This window comes from Bacillus sp. UNC437CL72CviS29 (assembly GCF_000482345.1).
Taxonomy (GTDB): Bacteria; Bacillota; Bacilli; order Bacillales; family Bacillaceae_G; genus Bacillus_A; species Bacillus_A arachidis.
This window is the reverse complement of record NZ_AXVB01000006.1, coordinates 219528-239736: the sequence shown is the minus strand read 5'-3', so window position 1 is coordinate 239736 and position 20209 is coordinate 219528. Positions and strand designations below refer to the sequence as shown.

The 20209-nt window shown below is 35.7% G+C and carries 17 protein-coding genes and 2 pseudogenes; all 19 read left to right on the top strand.

Annotation, left to right across the window (positions count from 1 at the left end):
- Window position 1: 1 nt before the first annotated feature.
- The 19 genes and pseudogenes from M014_RS0108550 to M014_RS0108465 all read left to right on the top strand — a co-directional run bounded on the left by M014_RS0108550 (window position 2) and on the right by M014_RS0108465 (window position 20160).
- Entirely contained in the window at window positions 2-319 is a 318-nt protein-coding gene (locus M014_RS0108550) for a hypothetical protein (protein ID WP_026591350.1), read from the top strand.
- A gap of 545 nt (window positions 320-864) precedes the next feature.
- Window positions 865-1224, top strand: a complete 360-nt coding sequence (gene nrdI, locus M014_RS0108545; protein ID WP_026591349.1) for a class Ib ribonucleoside-diphosphate reductase assembly flavoprotein NrdI — start codon at window positions 865-867, stop codon at window positions 1222-1224.
- Window positions 1211-1909, top strand: a pseudogene (locus tag M014_RS26625) (ribonucleotide reductase N-terminal alpha domain-containing protein); the annotation flags it as partial. The gene nrdI and the pseudogene M014_RS26625, both read left to right, overlap by 14 nt.
- A gap of 289 nt (window positions 1910-2198) precedes the next feature.
- Window positions 2199-3617, top strand: a pseudogene (locus M014_RS26620) (ribonucleoside-diphosphate reductase subunit alpha); the annotation flags it as partial.
- A 170-nt stretch (window positions 3618-3787) separates the two neighbouring features.
- A complete protein-coding gene (gene nrdF / locus M014_RS0108535) occupies window positions 3788-4756 on the top strand; it encodes a class 1b ribonucleoside-diphosphate reductase subunit beta (RefSeq protein WP_026591348.1) in 969 nt (322 codons plus the stop codon).
- Between the two features lie 415 nt (window positions 4757-5171).
- Entirely contained in the window at window positions 5172-6521 is a 1350-nt protein-coding gene (locus M014_RS0108530; protein WP_026591347.1) for an APC family permease, read from the top strand.
- Between the two features lie 208 nt (window positions 6522-6729).
- Window positions 6730-8028, top strand: a complete 1299-nt coding sequence (locus M014_RS0108525) for a Glu/Leu/Phe/Val family dehydrogenase (protein WP_026591346.1) — start codon at window positions 6730-6732, stop codon at window positions 8026-8028.
- A gap of 18 nt (window positions 8029-8046) precedes the next feature.
- On the top strand, window positions 8047-8337 hold the full coding sequence (locus tag M014_RS0108520) for an SAV0927 family protein (protein ID WP_026591345.1): 291 nt from the start codon (window positions 8047-8049) through the stop codon (window positions 8335-8337).
- A gap of 27 nt (window positions 8338-8364) precedes the next feature.
- Entirely contained in the window at window positions 8365-8613 is a 249-nt protein-coding gene (locus M014_RS0108515; RefSeq protein ID WP_026591344.1) for a hypothetical protein, read from the top strand.
- 136 nt (window positions 8614-8749) lie between these two features.
- Entirely contained in the window at window positions 8750-10879 is a 2130-nt protein-coding gene (locus M014_RS0108510; protein WP_026591343.1) for a sigma 54-interacting transcriptional regulator, read from the top strand.
- 203 nt (window positions 10880-11082) lie between these two features.
- Window positions 11083-12576: an aldehyde dehydrogenase family protein gene (locus tag M014_RS0108505; RefSeq protein ID WP_026591342.1), complete on the top strand. Its 1494-nt coding sequence runs from the start codon at window positions 11083-11085 to the stop codon at window positions 12574-12576.
- The gene (locus M014_RS0108500) at window positions 12577-13959 is read left to right on the top strand and encodes a putrescine aminotransferase (protein WP_026591341.1); all 1383 of its coding nucleotides are present in this window, start codon (window positions 12577-12579) and stop codon (window positions 13957-13959) included.
- A gap of 99 nt (window positions 13960-14058) precedes the next feature.
- Window positions 14059-15246, top strand: a complete 1188-nt coding sequence (locus M014_RS0108495) for a CaiB/BaiF CoA transferase family protein (protein ID WP_026591340.1) — start codon at window positions 14059-14061, stop codon at window positions 15244-15246.
- Window positions 15247-15259: 13 nt separating this feature from the next.
- The gene (locus M014_RS0108490) at window positions 15260-16477 is read left to right on the top strand and encodes an acyl-CoA dehydrogenase family protein (protein WP_026591339.1); all 1218 of its coding nucleotides are present in this window, start codon (window positions 15260-15262) and stop codon (window positions 16475-16477) included.
- 126 nt (window positions 16478-16603) lie between these two features.
- Window positions 16604-16981, top strand: a complete 378-nt coding sequence (locus tag M014_RS0108485) for a GntR family transcriptional regulator (protein ID WP_026591338.1) — start codon at window positions 16604-16606, stop codon at window positions 16979-16981.
- On the top strand, window positions 16981-17679 hold the full coding sequence (locus tag M014_RS0108480; protein ID WP_026591337.1) for an ABC transporter ATP-binding protein: 699 nt from the start codon (window positions 16981-16983) through the stop codon (window positions 17677-17679). Before M014_RS0108485 ends, M014_RS0108480 begins: the two co-directional genes overlap by 1 nt.
- Window positions 17676-18467 (top strand): hypothetical protein, encoded by a 792-nt coding sequence (locus tag M014_RS0108475; protein WP_026591336.1) that lies wholly within the window; start codon window positions 17676-17678, stop codon window positions 18465-18467. Before M014_RS0108480 ends, M014_RS0108475 begins: the two co-directional genes overlap by 4 nt.
- 14 nt (window positions 18468-18481) lie before the next feature.
- A complete protein-coding gene (locus tag M014_RS0108470; protein WP_026591335.1) occupies window positions 18482-19384 on the top strand; it encodes an ABC transporter ATP-binding protein in 903 nt (300 codons plus the stop codon).
- Entirely contained in the window at window positions 19384-20160 is a 777-nt protein-coding gene (locus M014_RS0108465; RefSeq protein WP_026591334.1) for an ABC transporter permease, read from the top strand. Before M014_RS0108470 ends, M014_RS0108465 begins: the two co-directional genes overlap by 1 nt.
- Window positions 20161-20209 lie beyond the last annotated feature (49 nt).

Genomic DNA, 20209 nt, shown 5'->3' with positions numbered 1-20209 from the left:
TATGGGAGAATTTAAACAAGGTATTTTACCGCACTGGGACTATATGTGGAAAGATGGCGCTGGAAACCGGCTTGTAGGAATGATTATGTTTCCAGAGAAACGGAAACGTACAAAAGAAGTTATAGAGAAATTGAAAGTAGCATATGAGCAAGAAACCAAAATTCGAGCAACTGTGAAACTCCTGCATATGAATCAATATGTGGAGGGAATGGTTGTATATTTTGATGAAGAAGCACCAGTGTTTACAATGCAAGATAAAGACGAGAATTTTCATCATTTATTCATAAAGGATATTTTACGTATTGAACATTGCGAATGAGTGATGCTCTGTTTGCAGTCTTTTTTAAATTCTCATTACACTAACAAATAAATTGGAGTGCCATCATAATTATCCTTTTCATTATAATGATATTTTTTATTGTGTAACAAAAAAGAAAGTATATGTATTCAAATAAATAACTGTTTAATCCACAAGGAGGAGAATTTCTTATTTGTGTGATCTAAATAATGTGTAACCGGTTTCGAGCAGATTACAATCTAAAGTCTGTTCTTTTTTGTGTGATGCTGGAGAAATATATTTCTCCAGCATTTACTGTTTTTTGACAAAACAGATTGATAACATTTTTGTAAATATGGTTAAATTCGTTGACAACTTTTTTGAAAAGCACTTTATTGACATGAGTTTTAGAATGTTGTTTCATAGTCTTTGTATTGAAAAAAACGGCTCGTGATGTCGAAAAGTAAAAGTTAAAAAAAGAAAGAATTTATACATATATCTTGTGTCTTGTTTCGAAACATAATACAATATATAGGGAAAACATGAATCGGCATCAAGATATAAAAGGAAGAAAGGGAGGGTCGGAGATGTTAATTGCATATGATTCTATGACAGGAAACGTGAAGCGTTTCATTCACAAATTAAATATGCCGGCCGTTCAGATTAATGAGGATCTAGTATTAGACGAAGATTTTGTTCTTATTACTTATACAACAGGTTTTGGAAATGTGCCGGAACGTGTTTTAGAATTTTTAGAACGCAATAATGCAAATTTAAAAGGCGTATCTGCAAGTGGCAATCGCAACTGGGGAGATATGTTCGGAGCAAGTGCAGATAAAATCTCAACCAGATACGAAGTACCTATTGTATCAAAATTCGAGTTATCTGGAACAAATAATGATGTAGAATATTTTAAGGAAAGGGTGCGGGAGATTGCGACACATTGAACTGAATAATGAAATCACGCAAATGCAAGACGGTTTCTATCAGCTTCATAAAGATAAAGAAGCATTAGAAGTTTTTATGGAAGAAGCGAGAGCGAATACCGTTCATTTTGATAGCGTGGCAGAGCGAATCGAGTATATGAATGAACATGATTACTATTACAACGTTCTGGACGAGTATAAGTTGGAGGAGGTCGAAGAAGTATACAACGTTGCATACGGTGAGAACTTCAAATTCCAATCTTATATGGCGGCATCTAAGTTTTATAAGGACTATGCGTTAAAAACAAATGATCAAAAACAATACTTAGAAAGCTACGAAGATCGCGTATCAATTGTGTCATTATACTTAGGACGTGGTGATGTTAATAAAGCGAAACAATTTGCAAGCATGATCGTAAAACAAAACTATCAACCAGCGACACCAACCTTTTTAAATGCGGGAAGAAGCAGAAGAGGAGAAATGGTGTCTTGTTTCTTGTTAGAGATGGATGATAGCTTAAATTCGATCGGATTTAATATTAATACAGCGATGCAGTTATCGAAAATTGGCGGAGGAGTAGCTTTAAACTTGTCCAAACTACGCGCACGCGGAGAGCAAATTAAAGGTATCGAGAACGCAGCAAGCGGTGTGGTACCAGTTATGAAATTGCTTGAAGATTCGTTTTCGTATGCGAATCAGTTGGGTTAACTTATGGCTCAACTATAAAACCGGGTCAATTGCTGGAACGCCTGAGTATATCGAGGTAGGATACTACGAAGAAATTACGTAGCGCCCCCTAAAAATCCAAGATTGCAGGAAATCAGCAGCCGAGCTCCTAAGTCTATTAGATAGGGAGAAGGTTCAACGACCAAGTGGCTATGTAGGTGACTATATAGCTCGAACCTGGCTTCTCAAACTAAGGTTGTAGGAAAGAGAAGAAGATATGGTCTGAACTCTATAGCGATATAGAGAGGGTAGCAGAAATGACTATCCCCCATATGTTTTAAAGGTATGGAGTAACAATATGCAAAGAAAAGGTGCCGGAGCAGTATATTTAAACATTTTCCATTGGGATATTATTGAATTCCTTGATACAAAAAAAATAAATGCTGATGAGAAGAGCCGTATTCAGTCTCTATCAATCGGTATTATCGTTCCAAGTAAGTTCTTTGAGCTTGCAGAGAAGAATGAACCATTCCATGTTTTTGCGCCATTTACAGTATATAAAGAGTACGGAAAACATTTAGATGATATAGATATCGACGAAATGTATGATGAACTGATGAGCAATCCAAATGTGAAGAAGAAGCCACTTGATATTAGTGCACGTGATATGCTTATTAAGATTGCAATGATTCAGCTTGAGTCTGGTTATCCATACTTAATGTTTAAATCAAATGCGAACAAACAACATCCGTTAAAGGATATTGGAACTGTGAAGATGTCAAACCTTTGTACGGAAATCTTCCAGCTACAAGAAACATCCGAAATTAACGACTACGGTACAGATGACATTATCCGTCGTGATATTAACTGTAACTTAGGATCACTAAATATTGTAAACGTTATGGAAAATAAAGAAATCCGTGAAGCGGTTCATGCAGGAATGGAAGCTTTAACAGCTGTTTCTGATATGACTATTATTCCAAACGCACCAACTGTGAAAAAAGCAAATGATGAGCTGCATTCAGTTGGACTTGGTGCAATGAACTTGCATGGATATTTAGCGAAAAATAAAATTGCTTATGAAAGTGCAGAAGCGAAAGAGTTTGTTCGTACATTCTTCATGATGTTAAACTACTACTCCATTGAAAAGAGTATGGGGATTGCAAAAGAAAAGGGCGAAACATTTAAAGACTTCGATAAGTCTGATTATGCAAACGGCACATACTTTGAAAAGTATGAAACAACAGAATATAGCCCTGTAACAGAGAAAGTACAACAGTTATTTGAAGGGATTTATATTCCAACAAAAGAAGATTGGACAAGTCTAAAAGAACAAGTTCAGGAGCATGGTCTATACAATTCATATCGTTTAGCTATTGCGCCAACACAATCCATTAGTTACGTCCAAAATGCAACTTCAAGCGTAATGCCAATCGTAAGTCAAATCGAATCAAGAACGTATGCAAATGCGACAACATATTATCCAATGCCGTATTTATCAAAAGATACATTCTGGTATTATAAATCTTCTTACGATATGAATCAGTTTAAACTAATTGATTTGATTGCAGAAATTCAAGAGCATATTGACCAAGGAATTAGTACAATTTTGTATGTAAATAGTGATATTTCTACGCGTGAGTTAGCACGTTATTATATCTATGCACATAAAAAAGGTCTGAAGAGCTTGTATTATACAAGAACACGTAAACTAAGCGTGGAAGAGTGTGTAGCTTGTACGGTTTGATGTAAAATAAGATTGAATGATAGAGTAAGACATCATGAGCAGGGTTTTTCTGACCCTGCTCATGCTTAGTTATAAAATTTAAGACGTCTAACATGCGGTTAAGTTTTCATTACAAACTGAAAGCTTTACCGCATGTTAGAAGAGCTTATTGATAGAGAAGGGGCGATTCAATGCGCGCGGTAAACTGGAACAAAAAAGAAGACGATTTTAGTTTAATGTTTTGGAAGCAAAACATCGCTCAGTTTTGGACAGAAGAAGAAATCGCAGTATCTTCTGACAAAAATACTTGGGTGCAATTATCAAAAGAAGAGCAAATTGCTTATAAACGTGTATTAGGTGGTTTAACACTTTTAGATACAAAGCAAGGTGGCGAAGGGATGCCACTTGTACTTGTTCATCTTGAGAATTTACAAGCGAAAAGTGTACTAGCTTTCATGGGTGCTATGGAAGAAGTCCATGCGAAGAGCTATAGTCATATTTTCACAACACTCGCAACAGAAGAAGAAATTGATGACATCTTTGAATGGGTAGATAGTCATCCATTACTTGAGAAAAAAGCAGGTATTATTACAGGGTATTATCGCAAGTTATTAAAGCCACAAGTAACGAAAAAAGAATTATATATGGCTATGGTAGCAAGTGTATTCTTAGAAAGTTATTTATTCTATAGTGGATTCTTCTATCCGCTATACTTAGCAGGACAAGGAAAGTTGACTGCAAGTGGTGAAATTATTAACTTAATCATTCGTGATGAGTCAATTCACGGCGTATTCGTCGGTATTTTAGCACAACAAATCTTCGCAGAACTTTCTGCAGAAGAGCAACAAGAAGTACAAAAAGAAACACAAGAACTATTAATGGAACTGTATGAAATTGAAACTGCATATACAGAAGAAATTTATACGTCTATTGGTCTTGTTGAAGATGTAAACCGTTTTGTTCGTTACAATGCGAATAAAGGGCTTATGAACTTAGGATTAGAGCCACGCTTTGAAGAAGAAGAAATTAACCCAATCGTATTAAATGGTTTACGTACAGATACGAAAAACCATGATTTCTTCTCTGTAAAAGGGAATGGCTATGTAAAGGCAACAAATGTTGAAAAGTTATCAGATGATGATTTCGTATTTGATTTTTAATAAATAGTATTGGAAAAGCTGTCTTTCATGTGAAGGCAGCTTTTTTTGGTAGATATAGTTTACATAATGTTATTATTTCGTGATAAGTTTTTTATTTTCCGACCGATTAAAATTCTGCTTCATTTGCATGTAGTGGTATGAGGGATTGAATAAGTTATGTCAAAATGAATAGAAAATCAAACAAAACTTTAGAAAAATGATTCCACCTGTTATTTCTTTGGAGCAGGAAAAAATAGAGCTGCTCTATTAATTTTTCATCGAAGACAATGTTGGCTTAAAAATTGCATGAATATTCAAAAATAAGAGGAGGTTTTTGTGATAGGACGTATAACATGCAACGTTCATTGAAAGCGTTTTCTAGTTGGCTATCAATTTTCAGATGGAAATTAGAGAGAGAAAGTAGGAGGAATGATAGGTGGGAAAAGAGGTTGGTTTAAAACGTTCATTGGGACTTTGGTCAATTGTTATGCTAGGCGTCGGGTATATGACACCGATGGTGGGGTTTGATACATTTGGAATTGTTTCCGAGAAAACGGGCGGGCATGTTCCAGGGGCTTATCTGATTGCGTTAGCGGGGATGTTATTTACAGCTGCAAGCTACGGCAAAATGGTAAAGGTTTTTCCTACTGCAGGATCTGCTTATACGTATACACAAAAAACAATTAGTGCAAGGTTGGGATTTCTCGTTGGATGGTCATCGTTATTGGATTATTTGTTTTTACCAATGGTGAACGCATTATTAACGAGAATTTATATGTCGGCACTTTTTCCGAGTGTTCCAGATTGGGCATGGGTCATTGGCTTTGTTCTACTGATTACGCTTATAAATATTATTAGTGTAAATGTTACTGCAAATTTCAACACGTTCTTAGTAACATTTCAAGTGCTAGTAATGGTTGTGTTTGTTTTTCTTGTTATAAAAGGTTTAATAGCAGGAGAAGGAACCGGAGAAGTTTTTTCCATTCAGCCGTTTTTTGAATCAGATATACAAATATCACCGTTAGTTGCAGGGGCTACAATTCTTTGTTTTTCATTTTTAGGTTTTGATGCAGTAACTACCTTTTCTGAAGAAACGCCAAACGCAAAGAAGACAATTCCCCGAGCTATTTTTCTTACTGCTTTAATTGGCGGAATTTTATTCATTGTCACTACCTACTTTACACAATCCTTTTTCCCGGATGCATCCGTATTTAAAGATCAAGAATCAGCAGCTCCAGAAATTGCACTATATGTCGGAGGGAAATTGTTTCAAACTTTCTTTTTAGTAGGAACATTTATGGGGACAATTGCTTCTGGTTTAGCGTCTCATACAAGTGTATCGCGATTATTGTATGTAATGGGGCGAGATAATGTAATCCCGCAAAAGATATTTGGATATATTCATCCTCGCTGGCGAACGCCAGTATATAACATTGTTATTGTAGGAATTATTGCACTCTCAGCTATGTTTATTGATTTAGAAACAGCAGCCTCTCTCATTAACTTCGGAGCACTTATTGCTTTTACATTTGTTAATTTATCAGTTATTTCTTATTATGTGATTAAGCAAAAACGATATAAAACTGTTAAAGACTTTTTTAATTTCTTAGTTATGCCTATTTTGGGAGCTGGTACAGTAGCGGTACTCTGGTTTAACCTCAATATTCATTCGCTTATTCTTGGAATTAGCTGGGCTGCTATTGGAATCGGTTATCTTTTATATATTACGAACATGTTTCGTTCAGCACCTCCGCAAATGCATTTTGAAGAAGTACAGGAAATGTAAAATAACAAAAACATCGGGATGTATCCGGTGTTTTTTATTTTGGAGGTTTTAAGGTCATGCAAGTTTGCATAAATCATTCAACTATTCATAAGGAAGGAAAGAAAAAGTATAAGTGAGAAGGCTGAAACGGCAGGATCATCCTTCTCTTATCACTTGGCACGATTATTGCTTCCTAATACTAGTAAAAATAAATAAATGAGGTGTTATCGTGGTAATTCAATCAGAGAAGGAAGATGTAACACAATTTATTCAAAAAAAAGTTGAGGTAGAAAATCCTTTAGAGGAATTTCAGGCCATATTAAAAGAAGCACTCCGGGCTTTACGTTATCCAGAGGAAGTATTCGATTTTCTTAAAAAACCGATGCGTTTTTTAGAAGTAAGTATTCCTGTTCGGATGGATGATGGAAGAACCAAAGTATTTCAAGGGTATCGTGCTCAGCATAATGATGCAGCAGGACCGACAAAAGGTGGCATTCGGTTTCATCCAGATGTTACACCAGAGGAAGTAAAGGCGCTTGCTGGTTGGATGAGTTTGAAATGTGGAGTGACGGGGCTTCCATATGGAGGCGCGAAGGGCGGAATTATTTGTAATCCACAAGAGATGAGTTTCAGAGAACTAGAGCTACTTAGCCGTGGCTATGTAAGAGCGGTAAGCCAAATTGTTGGACCTACTAAAGATATTCCAGCTCCTGATATGTATACAAATGCGCAAATTATGGCTTGGATGCTGGATGAATATGATCATATTAGAGAATTTGATTCTCCAGGTTTTATTACTGGAAAGCCGTTAATGTTAGGAGGATCACAAGGGCGAGAAACAGCAACGTCTAAAGGAGTGTTCTATACGCTTCAATTAGTCAGTGAGCTAAAACATATTCCGCTTCAAAATATGCGAGTAATCATTCAAGGATTTGGAAACGTTGGAAGCTATTTAGCAAAATATTTATATGATGCTGGCGTGAAAGTGGTAGGAGTGTCTGATGCTTTAGGTGGTATTTATAACCCAGACGGTTTAGATGTTCCTTATTTACTAGAAAATCGAGATTCTTTTGGCGTTGTATCGAACCTCTTTAGTAAAACAATCTCTAACCAAGAGTTGTTAGAAAAAGAATGTGATGTACTCATTCCAGCTGCAATTGGAGGGGTAATTACGAAACATAATGCGGAAAAGCTTGGATGTAAGATTGTAATTGAAGCTGCAAATGGCCCAACAACAAAAGAGGCGATAACAATGTTAGAAGAGAAAGACATTTTAGTTGTTCCAGATATTTTAGCGAACTCTGGAGGAGTTATTGTTTCATATTTTGAGTGGTGTCAAAATAACCAAGGATACTATTGGACAGAGCAATATGTTGATCAATGTTTAAAAGAGAAAATTACATCTAGCTTTTTTGATGTATTCAATACTTCAAAGCGTTTCGGGGTAAATATGAAAATTGCTGCGTATATAGAAGGGATCCGTAAGATTGTAGAAGCATCACGTCTTAGAGGTTGGTTACATTTTTAATATAAAGGGAGGGAACATATGAAACTTGATATTTTACTAGAACAAATTGAAAAACAACCCATTGGTTATTACTGTATTGTGTCGAATCATCATCGATACGATATAGCAGTTGCATATTCACAGCAGTTTTTTGGAAAAGCAATGGTTACTTCTATTCAAAATGGAAGAATGATTTTATTAAGCCAAGAGGATATTGGAGAGGAGCAATACTGGGCCCCTAAGCTAGGGATTGAAGTAGAAGATGTAGAAGATTTTCAAAGCTTTTTTCATATGATTCTTCAGGAACAAATGTTGGCAGAACAATATTAATAGAATAAAAGAAGGGAATGATTTATTTTGTATTATGAGATAGTTACGAGCCCATGTTATGGAACAATTGAGAAGGTAGTTATTGATAGAGACTCCCGAATTTACGAATGGGAACCGCTGTTTTCAATTAAAAATGCGAATGGAAAAGTGGAAGTAATTAAAATAGGGTGTAGCGGGGAAGTGCAGTCTTTAGAAGTAGAAGAAGGAGATAAAGTAATTCCAGGTATGGTATTAGCATATATTCAGGAAGATATTTTAATTAGTGGGAGTGATTGATTTTAGGAGGAAGATGGAACTATTCATCTTCCTTTTTTTATTAAAGTAAGTAAAAAAGTATATTGTCAGATTAATTAAAAAAATACGATTTTAATGATACAATACAAGTTAAGCAGTTTAAAGGAGGAGTAACAGAATGTTTTCCATTGCTCATAACAAAATTAGACCTATTGTTTCCATGTCAATCGACCAATCTGAAAAGGAATGGAATATAGATGTTGAAAATATGAAAGAATCTTTTCTGTTTCTAAAAAGGGAAGATCAATTATTTGCATACGTTCATGTTAAGGAGCTGCTATCGAGAAAGGAGCGCTTAACCACTCAAACGTTACTTTTAAATGCTGTTTCACTAGATACAATATGTCATCTTAGCAAAAATATTTCCTTAACAGCTCTCTTTCAAATTATTGGGGCACCCATTGCGATAGTGAAAAATGAAAGAGGAGAGTTAACGGGATACATAAGAAGAGAAGATGTTTTTGCAGAACTATTTAAACAAGAAAATAAAAGTGTAGATATACTGAAAATTATTTTAACTTCCATTCCAATGGGGATTTTTGTAGTAGACCGTGAAAAGAAAATTGTAAATTGTAATGAATCTGGTTTGAAGATGATTAAATCTATTCCTGAAAAAGTAATGAATGTACCAGCAGAACAGATTTTTAATGGGGAACATATAAATAATGCATTTGCAACAGGAAAAACGATTTTAAATCAATTACAAATAACAAATGAGATGGGAGTATTAGTTGACTACAGTCCTATACCAAGCTTCGATCAAAGCATCGAAGGAATGGTTATTATTGTGCAAGATTTACCGATGGTCGAGGATATGGCTATGGAAATTGAATATATAAAGGATTTAAATAAAGACTTACATGCAATCTTATCTAGCATTTATGATGAAATATTAGTGGTCAATCATAAAGGGGAATTAATCCGTTATAGTGAAACCGTTGTTAATGATTTTTGGGGAAGAGATTTGAAGGATCTTTTAGGAAAAAATCTTTTAGATTTAGAGAAACAAGGGTTATTTAGTCCATCTGTTACGCGATTAGTGTTAGAACAAAAGAAGAAGGTATCGATTGTACAAGAAACAAAAAGTGGCAGAAAGATATTAGCAGTTGGAAATCCTGTGTTTAATGAAAATGGGGAGCTTCACCGCATTATTATTGCCTCAAGAGATATTACAGAAGCAACAAGATTAAAGACGGAATTACATGAGATAAAAAAGATATCTGAACAATATAAGAAAGAGTTAGACAGCTTTAAAAGTAAAGATCGTTTTTTGAAGAAACTTATTTATTGTAGTCCGAAAATGGAGCAAATTATTAATCAAGCAAAAAAAATAGCTGACTTTTCTTCAAATGTGCTCATTACTGGAGAATCGGGTGTTGGAAAGGAAGTGATTGCACAAGCGATTCACCAACTTGGAAACAGATCTTCAAAGCCATTTTTAAAATTAAATTGCGGTGCAATCCCAGAGACATTATTAGAAAGTGAACTGTTCGGTTATACGAAGGGTGCTTTTACCGGTGCTGATAAAAATGGAAAAGAAGGATATTTTAAGCGAGCGGATCAAGGGATTTTATTTTTGGATGAGATTGGAGAAATGCCTTTACATCTGCAAGTGAAATTACTCAGAGTATTGCAAGAACAAGAGGTAATTCCGATTGGTAGCACAATACCTACGAAAATCAATGTTCAAATTATTGCCGCGACGAATAAACGTCTTGAAAAAATGGTGGAGGCTGGCACGTTTAGGGAAGATTTATTTTATCGCTTAAACGTCATTCCACTGCAAGTTCCACCGCTAAGAGAACGGATGGAAGATGTTCCGCTACTCGCGTTTCATTTTTTACAAGAGTTGAATGAGAAATATAACAAGAACTATCATTTAACTCCTGATGCACTGAATTTACTAGAGTTTTATTCATGGCCAGGGAATGTAAGAGAATTGCAGAATATGATTGAACGTTTAGTAGTATCTGCAGATGATTCAGTCATTGATGCTGAATTTGTTAGTAAATTCCTTAATCCTGGATATGATTTTAAAAAATCAAAACCATTGATCACAAGGGTTTTGCCATTACAAGAAGCACTGCATTCTGTAGAAGAACAATTAATTTTACTTGCAATGAAGCAGTATAAAACGACAACAAAGGCAGCAAAAGCTCTTGGGATAAGCCAGTCTTCTGTAAGTCGTAAATATCAAAAAGTCATGAATGAAAAGGAAATAGCAATTGATACAATTTCATATTTTTAAAGGGGAAAGGGGGAGTCTACATAGACTGCCTCTTCTCTTTGGTGTAATTATGCGAAATATCATAACCTATGCAAATATGCATAATTTTGTGTAGGTTATTTAAGGAAATCATCAATTTTTGTATGGTTGCTTCGTATTTTAAATGTTGGCACAATTCTTGCTTATATAATATATGAATGATTTACAAAGGGGGACTATATACAGTGCTAGATTTAAAAATGTATCTAAACGGTGAATGGAGAGATTCTAGTAATCAAGAGAAAAGACCGATTATTAACCCTGCGAATGGCAAGGTTATCGCATATGCACCTGAAGGAACAATCGAGGATGCAAAATACGCGATTGAAGTGGCACGAGCTACTTTTGATAGCGGAATTTGGTCAGAAACATCCGCTGCGGAAAGAGCATCTTATTTATTTAAAATAGCAGATGAAATTGATAAAAATTTAAAAGAACTTGCGCAACTTGAAACAATGGACAATGGAAAAACATATCGAGAGGCAGAAGGAGATATTGGAGATGCGGCAGCCTGTTTCCGCTATTATGCGGGGCTTATTACAAAACCAGACGGACAAACGTATCATGTAGCCGATCCGATGCAAGCTATGGTAGTGAGAGAGCCAGTTGGTGTTTGTGGTTTAATAGTTCCTTGGAATTATCCGTTATTAATGAGTGTTTGGAAAATTGCACCTGCTTTAGCAGCTGGAAACACAATTGTATTTAAGCCTTCTGAGGTTACACCAATCACTGCAACAAAATTATTTGAAATAATGGAAAAAGTAGAATTGCCAAAAGGTGTTGCCAATATGGTAATGGGAGCCGGACCAATAGTAGGAAATGAGATTGCAGCAAGTAATAAAGTTGATATGATTTCTTTTACAGGTGGAACAAAAACAGGAAAGCACATTATGAGAACAGCGGCAGATAATATGAAGAAGATTTCGTTAGAACTTGGTGGGAAATCTCCAAATATTATTTTTGCAGATGCAGATTTTGAAACAGCTGTTGATTATGCGCTGTTTGGTATTTATGCAGGTACTGGACAAGTATGTTCAGCAGGATCAAGGATTCTTGTAGAAGAAAGCGTTTACGATAAATTTGTTAATTGTTTTGTAGAACGAGCGAACCAAATTAATGTTGGACCTGGTGATAATCCAGAATCAGAGATGGGGCCACTTGTAAGTCAAGAGCATATGGAAAAAGTATTACGCTATATAGAGATTGGAAAAGATGAAGGAGCAGAAATTGCTTGCGGAGGAAAGCGTATAATGGCGAATGGGAAAGGTGACGGTTTCTTTATTGAACCAACGGCCTTTGTCAATGTGAAACCTGATATGCGTATTGTACAGGAAGAAATTTTTGGACCGGTTGTAGTAATCCAGAAGTTTAAGAATGAACAAGAAGCGATTGAGCTAGCAAATGGTACAGATTACGGCTTAGCCGGAGGTGTATTTACAGTTGATGGTGCCAAAGCGATGCGTGTAATCCGCAAGCTTCGCGCAGGAATTACGTGGATTAATAGTTATCACCCAACATACAACGAAGCACCTTGGGGTGGGTATAAGCAAAGTGGTATCGGTCGTAGTTTAGGAACGTTTGGTTTAGAGGAATTTCAAGAAATTAAGCAGATTAATATAAATCTAGAAGTAGAACCAATTGGTTGGTTTGCAAATAAAAAAACTATAGAGGTGAAATAGATGGGAACGAATGTGAAAAGTAAATCAAATGAGCAAGATGTGAACAATACAAGTGTAAATGAGTATATTACGAAAGTACTGCAATTAATTGAAAAAGATAAAGTGTCCGAGGAAGAAGCAAGCTGGATTACAAAAGAAACAGTAGATGGGTTCCGTGAACATGTAAACCCAGGCTTCCTTGCATATAGAAAAACGGTAACAAAAGATGGACAGTTCGCGGCAGTAGAATGGTCTGATGAAGGGTCTTGCTTCATGGATATCAATGGTAAAAAATATATTGATTGTTTAGGTGGATTCGGGATTTATAATGTTGGACACCGTAATCCAAAAGTGGTAAAGGCTGTAACGGATCAATTAAAGCGTCAAGCATTGCATAGTCAAGACTTATTAGATCCACTTCGTGCAATTCTTGCAAAGATTTTAGCGGATATTACACCGGGAGATTTGAAATATGCATTCTTTACAAATAGCGGGACAGAAAGTGTAGAGGCAGCATTAAAACTAGCAAAAATGTATAGTGAGCGAACAACTTTTATTGCAACAACGCGCGCCTTCCATGGTAAGAGCCTTGGTTCATTATCTGGAACAGCAAAAGGAATGTTCCGTAAGCCGTTCTTACCATTAATTCCAGGCTTCCGTCACGTTCCATTTGGTGATATCGAGATGATGAGAAAAACATTTGAAACGTGTGCTTTAGTAGGAGAAGATGTTGCAGCTGTTATCTTAGAACCAATTCAAGGCGAGGGTGGTATTATTTTACCTCCAGAAAACTACTTGAAACAAGTAAGAGAACTTTGTGATGAATTCGGATCACTACTTATTTTTGATGAAGTACAAACTGGAATGGGACGCACTGGGAAAATGTTTGCTGCGGAATTATACGATGTAGTACCAGATATTATTTGTCTTGCGAAAGCATTTGGCGGAGGGGTAATGCCAGCAGGTGCAATTGTGGCGAAAGAAAAAGTATTTAAAAGTTGGTTTGATAATCCATTCATGCATACAACAACGTTTGGTGGGAACCCACTTGCATGTGCAGCTGCAATCGCAACCATTCATGTGTTATTGGAAGATAAATTACCAGAACGAGCTGCGGAAGTTGGAGAGTATTTCTTAAATGGATTGAAAAAAGCAGCGGAAGGACATGAGGACAAAGTTTTTGAAATTCGTGGTCAAGGCTTAATGATTGGGATTGAATTCCATAAAGATGAAATTGGCTATGAAGTATCGAAGGCAATGTTTGATCAAGGTATTCTTGTTGCCGGAACACTAATTAACTCAAAAACAATTCGTATTGAGCCATCGCTAACAATTAGTTATGAAGAAGTAGATACAGTAATCAATGCATTTAAATCCGTGTTATCACAAGTGAAAGCACAATAATTCTTTTACACAATAACTTTTAAATACAAGCCAGTAAAACCATCATGCCGCTTTTCTTTCTAATTGGTTTTACTGGTTTTTACTATAGGAGGATAAGAAGTGGAAGGAGCACTACAAGGGATTACAATTATTGATTTATCTCGGGTTCTTGCTGGTCCTTTTTGTACGATGATTCTTGGTGATTTAGGAGCCAAAGTGATAAAAGTTGAAAATGTAGGAAATGGTGATGATACGAGAGGGTGGGGGCCCCCTTTTGTAGGAGGAGAAAGTGCGTATTTTCTTTGTGCAAATCGTAATAAAGAATCTATTACATTAAATTTAAAATCAGAAATGGGAAAGGAAGTTTTGACAAAGCTTATTTCTCATGCGGATATCGTTGTGCAAAATTTTAAGCCTGGAACACTTGAGCGAATGGGACTTGGGTATGAAGTATTAAAAAAGATGAGGGAAGATATTATTCTCGCCTCTATTAGTGGATTTGGTCAAAGTGGTCCTACTTCCCAACTTCCTGGCTATGATTATATGATTCAAGCAATGAGTGGACTTATGAGCATAACCGGAGGTAGAGATGAAGGGCCTGCAAAAGTAGGGGTTGCCATTTCAGATGTACTCACAGGGCTTTTTACGTGTATCGGAATTTTAGCCGCTTTGCAGCACCGAAATAGAACGGGAGAAGGACAAGAAATTGATATTTCATTATTTGATTCACAGTTAGCAGCATTAGTAAATGTAGCGAGCAATTATTTATGTACAGGTGAATTACCAGAGAGACTGGGCAATCAGCATCCGAATATTGTTCCGTATCAAGTATTTGAAGCGGAGGATGGTGATCTTGTTGTTGCGGTCGGAAACGATGAGCAGTTTTATAAGTTCTGTTTGTTGTTAGATAGACAAGATTTATCCAGCCTAGAACGTTATAAAACAAATGCAGGCCGTCTTCAGCATAAAGATGAGCTCGTCAATATGATTGCAAATGAAATGAAGAAGAAAAAGAAAAAAGAATGGAAACAACTTTTGGATGAAGCGGGGATTCCAAATGGACCAATCCTCAATGTGAAAGAAGCGCTAGAAACAGAGCAGGCAGTGGCGCGAGGTATGACAATTCATATGGAGCATCCGACAATCGAAAACCTTAAACTTGTAGGTTCACCACTAAAGCTTTCAAAGTCACCAGTTCAGATGCAGAAACATCCGCCACTCCATGGGGAACATACAGAAAAGATTTTGCAAAGCCTTGGATATTCACAGGAAATCATTATGGAAATGACAAAAAATCAATACATATAAGGAGGCATTACAAATGAATTTTTCATTAACAGAAGAACAACAAAGTGTTAGAAAAGTAGTGAGATCGTTTGTGGATAATGAAATTATTCCATACATTAAAGAATGGGATGAAAAAGGACATTTTGAACAAAAAATCTTGAAGCGTTTAGCAGAATTACAATTTATGGGCGTTTGTATCCCAGAACAATATGGCGGAGTGGGCATGGACTATAATACACTAGCTATTATTTGTGAAGAATTAGAACGTGGTGATACTGCTTTTCGTACAGCTGTATCTGTACATACGGGGCTAAATAGCATGACACTTCTTCAATGGGGAACAGAAGAGCAGAAACAAAAGTATCTTGTTCCACAAGCGAAAGGTGAAAAGATTGGGGCGTTCGGTTTAACGGAACCAAATGCAGGATCAGATGTCGTTGCTATGCAGACTACAGCAGTAAAACAAGGCGATTACTACGTATTAAATGGATCTAAAACATGGATTTCGTTATGTGATGTTGCAGATCACTTCTTAATATTTGCAAAAACAAATCCGGAATTGAAGCACCGAGGTATTTCTTGTTTTATTGTAGAACGAACATTTCCAGGAGTATCAACAAAAGCAATAAAAGGAAAGCTTGGTATTAGAGCTGGAAATACAGGTGAAGTGTTTTTAGATGATGTAAAAGTACCGATAGAGAATCTCCTTGGAGAAGAAGGGGAAGGATTTAAAATTGCTATGTCTTCATTAGATAACGGACGCTTTACAGTAGCTGCAGGTGCATGTGGACTTATTCAAGCAAGTCTGGAAGCAAGTGTAAAGTATTGTGAAGAGCGTCAAACATTCGGAAAAGAAATTGGAAAACATCAGCTTGTACAACAAATGATTGCGAAAATGTCTGCAAATCTTGAAATATCACGTTTATTGGTTTATAAAGCAGGGTGGTTGAAAAACGAAGGGAAACGTAATACGCGTGAAACGTCTTTAGCAAAATGGATCGCTTGTGACGCTGCATTTGAAGCGGCAAATGATGCAGTGCAGGTGCACGGAGCATATGGATATTCAAATGAATTTCCAGTAGAACGATATTTACGAAATGCAAAGGCTCCAGTTATTTACGAAGGAACACGTGAGATTCATACCATTATGCAAGCGGAATACGCACTTGGTTATCGCTCTGATAAGGAACTTCGTAATATGTTACCGAAGTGGCCTTTTGAAGAAAGTGAGGCAGAAATGGTAACGAAATAAAATAGGAAGGCAGTGCAACGAAGGTTGCACTGCCTTTTTTGTTATCTTTTCAACTTACAAGTATTTACATACCTTTTGTCTTAGTGTACTATTTAACTAGTACACTAAGACAAAAGGAGGGGGGAAATGAAAATTGAGTTTTCTCCTAACATACCGATTTATATTCAGGTGATGGAATACATAAAAAAAGAAATTGTAACAGGTCATTTATTACCTGGTGAAAAAATTCCTTCTGTACGCGAATTAGCGAGTGAGTTACAAGTCAATCCAAATACAATTCAGCGTACATTTCAAGAACTAGAGAGAGAAGGTATCGTTGTAACACGCAGAGGAATGGGAAGATATGTAACGAGCGAAGGGGAGAAAATTATGGAGCTGCGCAAAGGTATGGCGAAAGAGTTGCTTCATTCTTTTATAAATGGAATGGATAATTTAGGATTTTCAGAAGAGGAAATTCTCTCGATTCTTCGTTCTTCATTGGAAGAGAAAAGGGAGGAGAAATGATGATGAACTTGCTCGAAATTAAGGAATTATGGAAGCGATATGGGTTAAAGGCAGTCATTCGCGATGTAAATCTAGTGATTACAGAAGGGAAAATCATTGGTCTTGTTGGCGATAACGGCAGTGGTAAGACAACATTATTAAAAATGATTGCAGGTTTGCAGCATCCTTCAGAAGGGAATATCAAAATTGCAAGAGAGAATGTAGGCTTAGAAACAAAAAAAATTGTTTCATTTATGCCAGATCGACCAGTATTTGATGAATGGATGACTGTAAAGGATGCTTTATTTTTCTATCGTGACTTTTATCCAGACTTTGATATTCAAAAGGCGGTTGATAAGGTCGCTGAATTTAAAATACCGCTGGAGGAAAAGATTACAGCTTTGTCAAAAGGAATGGTTGAGAAACTGCAGCTTATTTTAACATTTTCAAGAAAAGCGAAACTATATATATTAGATGAACCGCTTGGCGGGATTGATCCTGTTTCACGGGAGCATGTGCTAGAACTTATTTTGCAGTTTTATCGTGAGGATAGTACGATTTTAATTTCTACTCATTTAATTGGTGAAATTGAAAATATTTTTGATGAAGTTATTTTTTTGAAGGATGGAGAGATTGTACTACATGAGAATGTAGAAGAACTTCGTTTTAAAAGAGGGAAAGCGGTGACTGAATTGTTTAAGGATGTGTTTGGAAAATGAGTCAAACCCTTCGATATTTATACAATTGTAATAAAAAGAAGATATGGGCGATTTATTTTGGATTTATTACTATTTCATTAATTCTATTATTTAATATGAAGGGATGTACGGGAGTAAGGTTTTCAAGTAGACAAGATATAACATTAATCATATTTATATTCTTATTTTGTATAACTGCATTTTCTATCTTCTTACTAGCGCTTTCTTCTTTCCGACAAATAGTAAGAGGCTCTATGATTTGGTATGCAGCAATTCCATCAAAGAAATATATATACGCGAATTTGTTATTATTTGTAATCATGTTTAGCTTGTTGTCTTTAATAGGAATTGCTTTTTTACATTTTCTTTCCATAAACATATATGGGAATAAAGCAAATGGAGAGGTACAGCAAGCCATTAGTAGCTTATACAATTATGGCCTATTACACCACCTGTTCTCCCTCCTCTTATGGATTATAGATTTAGTAAGTACATTAGTTTCTCTGTATTTCATAATCATAGTTGTAAAACTATTTAATTTGAAATCTTCATTAAATAAAATGTTATTTATCATTTTATTTGTTGTTTTCGGTGGAATTCAGTTTTTTATAACTAATATGATAGATAAAATAAATATATATGTGTTTTCGATAAAAAATGTTGGGGTAATAGATAAAAATGGCTTTTTTGAAACATCTTTTTATTTGAGTGATACTTCAAATATTTCTTATCTAATTTTTAATTTATTATCAATTTATTTATTGGTGGTAATAACAAGTCATATCATCGATAAAAAACTAGAAGTCTAAAGGGGGAACAATCATTGGGAAACGTAGTAGTAAAATTAGAGAATGTCCATAAAAAAATAGGGAAAAACGAAATTATTCGAGGTCTTTCGTTTGAGGTATGTGAAGGGGAAGTATACGGATTTCTTGGTCCAAATGGGAGCGGGAAAACGACGACAATTCGGATGATGACCGGTCTTATTGCAATGACAGAAGGAGATATTACAATTTGTGGTCATAGCATTCGTACAGAACGTGAGAAGGCGTTAGAACACATTGGGGCTATTGTCGAAAATCCGGAATTATATGATTATATGACAGGGATGCAAAATGTAAAGCATTTTGCGAATATGGCAATTAAGCCGATTAGTAAAGAACGTATTACTGAAATTGTAAAACTTGTGGAGTTAGAGCATGCCATTCATAAAAAGGTAAAGACATATTCACTTGGAATGAAGCAACGTCTTGGAATTGCGCAAGCACTTCTTCATAATCCGAAAGTTCTTATCCTAGATGAACCAACAAACGGATTAGATCCAGCTGGTATTCGTCAAATTCGTGATTATTTACAACGATTAGCGAAAGAGGAAAATATCGCTGTCATCGTATCGAGTCATTTATTAAGCGAGATTGAACTGATGTGCGATCGTGTTGTTATCATTAAGAATGGTCAATTTGTACAAGCATATAACTTACATGAACAAGCGAAGAATGATGAAACGGTTGCTGTAACTTTTGAGGTGGATCAGATTCGGCGTGCAAATGAAGTGATTAAAGGTAAAGTGCAAGAAAATGTTGTTGTTGTCTCCGTAATGAAAGAAGAAATTCCGCAGATTGTGAAACAACTTGTGCATTTGGATATTCTCGTATATGGCGTTACAGTGCAAAATAAAACGTTAGAAGATGAGTTCTTAGCGATTACCGGGGGAGTGAAAGCATAATGTTAAAATTAATTCAAAATGAATTATTAAAGTTACATGCGAAAAAAGGGATGTATATATTGATAGGTGTGATTGCTACGTTAGAAATTCTTGGTGCTTTTGTAATGGTGAAATGGGGGGAAGCGAAAGATCTTAAAGGAACCTATCTAGATTATGCAATGACAGATACAGGTATAGTTATTTTATTTGTAACAATCTTTGGTATTACCATTGCATCGCGAACGATTACTGATGAATTCCAAAAAGGAACAATTAAGCAGCTGTTAATTCGCCCAAGAAAAAGGATTATGATTTTATTTTCTAAATATGTTTCGGTTTTATTAACGATGCTTTTTGTTATCGTTACAGGTACCTTAATTACAATGGTTATGGGTGCAATCGTTATGGATGGTGGTAAAACAGAATTAACGCTAGGGGTATTGTTTAAAGCGCTCTCATATAAACTTGTGTCTCCATTCTTCTTTGCAACACTTTCCTTCTTCTTGGCAAATGTTTTTCGAAAATCAGTATTACCATTAATCATTGCACTGTTTCTATTCTTCTTGCAAGGAGCAATTAGCATGATGCTCATGATGTTTGTTAAAGGAGTAGCTAAGTTTGTTGTATTCTCGCATTTAGATTTAAGTATATATGATGGTAATAAACTAATTAGCGGTGGTGCTACACCACGATTTACAGAATTCACTTTTACAACATCATTACTGCTCGTACTTGCTTATTTTGTAGTGTTACTTGTTTCATCAAGCGTACTATTTCAAAAACGTGATGTATTATAAACTGCTAATATATAGGAGCAGGTAAATGGAATCAATGTAATATTTGTTA